3 protein-coding genes are annotated in these 3,352 nt (G+C 52.9%); all 3 read right to left on the bottom strand.

Annotation, left to right across the window (positions count from 1 at the left end; translation table 11 throughout):
• Window positions 1–407: 407 nt before the first annotated feature.
• The 3 genes from KK925_RS09845 to KK925_RS09835 all read right to left on the bottom strand — a co-directional run bounded on the left by KK925_RS09845 (window position 408) and on the right by KK925_RS09835 (window position 2,946).
• The gene (locus KK925_RS09845) at window positions 408–704 is read right to left on the bottom strand and encodes a hypothetical protein (protein ID WP_174583569.1); all 297 of its coding nucleotides are present in this window, start codon (window positions 702–704) and stop codon (window positions 408–410) included.
• Between the two features lie 50 nt (window positions 705–754).
• Window positions 755–1,339, bottom strand: a complete 585-nt coding sequence (locus tag KK925_RS09840) for a c-type cytochrome (RefSeq protein WP_174583568.1) — start codon at window positions 1,337–1,339, stop codon at window positions 755–757.
• Between the two features lie 815 nt (window positions 1,340–2,154).
• The gene (locus KK925_RS09835) at window positions 2,155–2,946 is read right to left on the bottom strand and encodes a hypothetical protein (RefSeq protein WP_174583567.1); all 792 of its coding nucleotides are present in this window, start codon (window positions 2,944–2,946) and stop codon (window positions 2,155–2,157) included.
• Between the last annotated feature and the right edge of the window lie 406 nt (window positions 2,947–3,352).

Here is a 3,352-nt window from a genome sequence, read left to right as displayed (position 1 = left end):
TAGAGCGCCGAATGCGCTGCGAAATGCCCAAAGAAGGAAACGAGCTAGCCCAAAAAACTGGGCCTGCTTGCTCTGTTTTCTCACGGGCCCAAGTGAATCAAGGAGGCAGGACAAAAACCTTCACTCGCTCGGCGACAGGAATCTACCTTCAAACGGTGTTGAAATGAAAGTAGAGATGACTACATGACTCCGCCCTATTGGCCCGTACGCCACAAGCTTGAGAACGGAGGCGCCAGGTATGCCTTGGTAGCGAGGTTCAAAAGGTTTGTAAGAGAAGAGCTAGCTTATCTGGAGTAGAGCCCAAAAAAGAAAAGTATCCTTTCACAGTCCCTTAGACCTACAAGGCTTTTTCCCCGAAAGAATCGCCGGAAACGCGGCTGCGGAGCCTCTACCACTGACCGCCTGACCTATGGGGCTTTCCCGACCTTCACTTCATGAGCTTGAAGGACAGCAGCACTTTTCTTTGCGTGAATCACCACCCTTTGCCCTGGTTTAAGATCCTTCCACGAAATGGAATGACCGTCTTGGAGGATAGGGACCTTGTCAGGAAGGCTTACCGTGCGAATTTGGTGCTGTCGTGTTTCCACAAGGATTGTTCCAGGATGGACCTCTTTGATCGTTCCCAGGATGTGCTCGAAATTGCCATGAGCATAGGCGGTCCCTACGCTACTGGCTAACCACACAAAAAGGAGGACCTTTCGCATAAGGAACTTTTACTTGTATTGCCATCTTTTCTCAAGTTTTTGTTAGCCGGCTATTGGCCTTGCAGGAATTTTTCTTCCTCCTCTTCCTCCGCACGTTCCTGGGGATTCTTCGGATTCCATTTTTCCATCTCCTTTTTCTCTTCTTCGGTTAGTTGTGGGAGGTGACGGATAAAGAGGACCAATTTCCAGCTGTCAGGATCTTCATTCGGTTCGCCCCAGGCCGGCATGCCGGTCAAGCGAAGCCCATTATGGATGATGTAATAGAGCTCTCCATCGGTCTCCTTCTGGACTTCTGGGGAGCGAAGATCCAAAGGCTTTGGGTAGAGGTTTCGCCCAACGGGTGTGTCTCCGCTCCCGTCATTGGCGTGACACAGAGCGCAGTGGTCGGCGAAATGACGTCGAGCTTCCTTCAAAAGTTCCGGACTAGGAGCAAACGGATTTTTCGCTTCCTTGGCTTCCTTGGGAATGGACAGCCAACGTATGGTTCGGGCTAGGACGACTTCAGCCCGGGATGGTATTTCGCGAGCGTTCCAGCCGTGACGAATCCATACGTATACCCACCCGCATATGACAAGAAAAGCCAGGGCAAAAAGGCAGCAGAGCCACTGGGCAAGGATCTGAATCGCCCGGTACATGAGGTGTTTTCCTGGAGCTGACCTCTTGGTACTTTTCCATGGTGACGAAACCTTAGGTTAGTTGCAACCTGTAACCGGGGATGGGATCGACGCTCGATGGTGTTCCGGTCCGATCGTCTTGCCCTTGCTCTGGGCCGGTTACTGCTTCCTAGCTCTCTTGGTTCGGTTCGACGGTAGAAGGCGGTTCCAGTCGCAGGGAGGTCCATAGGCGCTCTGGCGTGATACCTCTGAGAATAAAGGAAGCAGCCCCCAGCAAACTGGCAGATTGTGTTCCCGTTTGTGGATCGTTTTCGTTTCCCTGTCATGAGGAAGCCTTTGCCCTGTGGTGTCGAAGCAGGGGTATTCGTATCGAGTTTTTGTTTCTCCATGATCGGGAGTAACTGGACCCCCATCCTCAGGCGATAGGGTCGGTGCGCAGGCGGTGCAAGCGGCCTCGGGCTACGCGCAGACCTTCCCCCTAATTCTTTGGGTCAGCAGTTTTGCATGCCGTTCCGAATATGGCTCATCGCTCGCCAATTTCGAGACGGGCCTTCTCTCGAGACGGCTGCGCGGGCGATCCGGCTTATTGGACCCACAACCAGTCGACCGCACAGACTTCCTTTTGGCACCGGAAGAGGTTCAAAAAGGCGTGACTTCTTGTGGGCTCGTGGCGCGACCGCTCTAACACTGAGGACGAACAAATCGGTTGAAGCGGGTGGGGCCATCTCTCTGGAGGTGCTGTGCCCTGGCAGAGCGCTTTTTCACCCGCGAACGGTTCTCAAGCAACAACGTTCTGCTTCTCTAGGGCTTTAAAGCTTGCCTAAAGCAATGACCGGCTAGTCCTCTAAACCTTCTAGGGCCGCCAAGTGAGTAGGTACGTAATTGGAGGGCACCTGAAACAGGCGCGGATTAGGCTCTGTTAGGACTTCTCGGATAAGCCTTGCAGAGATTTTCTTTGGCTCGGTCCAAACAACTTCCACGGGCTGTCCTGCTTTGAGAGGAAGCGTTTCCCAAACCGTGATCACCTTTTCCGGAAAAAGGGAGCGAATCACGGCTATTCGAAGGCGTCTGGTTGCTCGGCAAACGGGGCCAACGATACCTTGCCATTCCTGGCTTAAGGAGGGAACGCACCAAGCTTCCAAGCTTCCCCGCTCAGGATCGACCGCTTTCCATAGAAAACGTTGATCCTTTTCTCCATTCGGCACGGGACGCCATACAAGCTTCTTTCCATGCCAAAGATCTCTGTCTGGTCCCTGCACGGACGGGGGGTAGAAAGGGGGAGACCTCCTCTCCTCCGGCCAGGGACTTACTGACATGATCTCTTTGGCTTGTTCCGTATTTCGGCACAGTTTTTCGATTTTGCTCCAGCAAAACGCCCAGTAACGGCCGTCTCGGTGTTCCAGCCCGGTGAATCGCTCAGTTTCTGGATCAAAGAGTACAGAAAGAGCCTCGGCCGGACGGTCTACCCGGAATTGTTTGCCAGAAACCCAAAGGGTAATGGCTTCTTTGTGTCCATTTTCTTGCCAAAAGAGAGTTTCGCGAAGGGTAGCGCAATTCAGCGGCGCAGTCGTCCCGAATACCCAAATCCCAAATACAATCGCCCGGTTGCCTTTTATCGCCTTCCCCACCGCTGCCTCTCTTCGTCCAAATAGGGCTGTCCCAGTCTTTCCCTATCGCCTTGGGTCAAAGTGTCCTTTTCCATCGTCGTGCAAAAGCTTTTACAGGCTTTTCAGCCACCTGATAAGTCACATCGCGATCCTTTTACCTTTCAACTTCCATAGGTGCGGATCTTGGTCCCGTTCGCGCCCGCCATTTTCATTTTCGAAAGCCGCGCTTTCTAAGCTGGTTCCAACCCCTTCGAAAACCCTCTGTTACCGCTTTCCGTTCTCCCTTTGAAAACCATTTTCCTCCAGCAATGACCTATCGAACCCTCTTACCTTCCACCTCCATCAGTTGACGGTCGGTAAGCCAAAGCTTTCGGTCTTTTGGGAAGATGGCGAGAAAAGCTCTTAGAGCTTGGCCTCTCGTAGATCA

The sequence above is a fragment of the Candidatus Methylacidithermus pantelleriae genome, assembly GCF_905250085.1.
In the GTDB taxonomy this organism is placed as follows: domain Bacteria; phylum Verrucomicrobiota; class Verrucomicrobiia; order Methylacidiphilales; family Methylacidiphilaceae; genus Methylacidithermus; species Methylacidithermus pantelleriae.
Note: the sequence above shows the minus strand (reverse complement) of the source record. Positions and strands in the feature narration are given on the sequence as shown.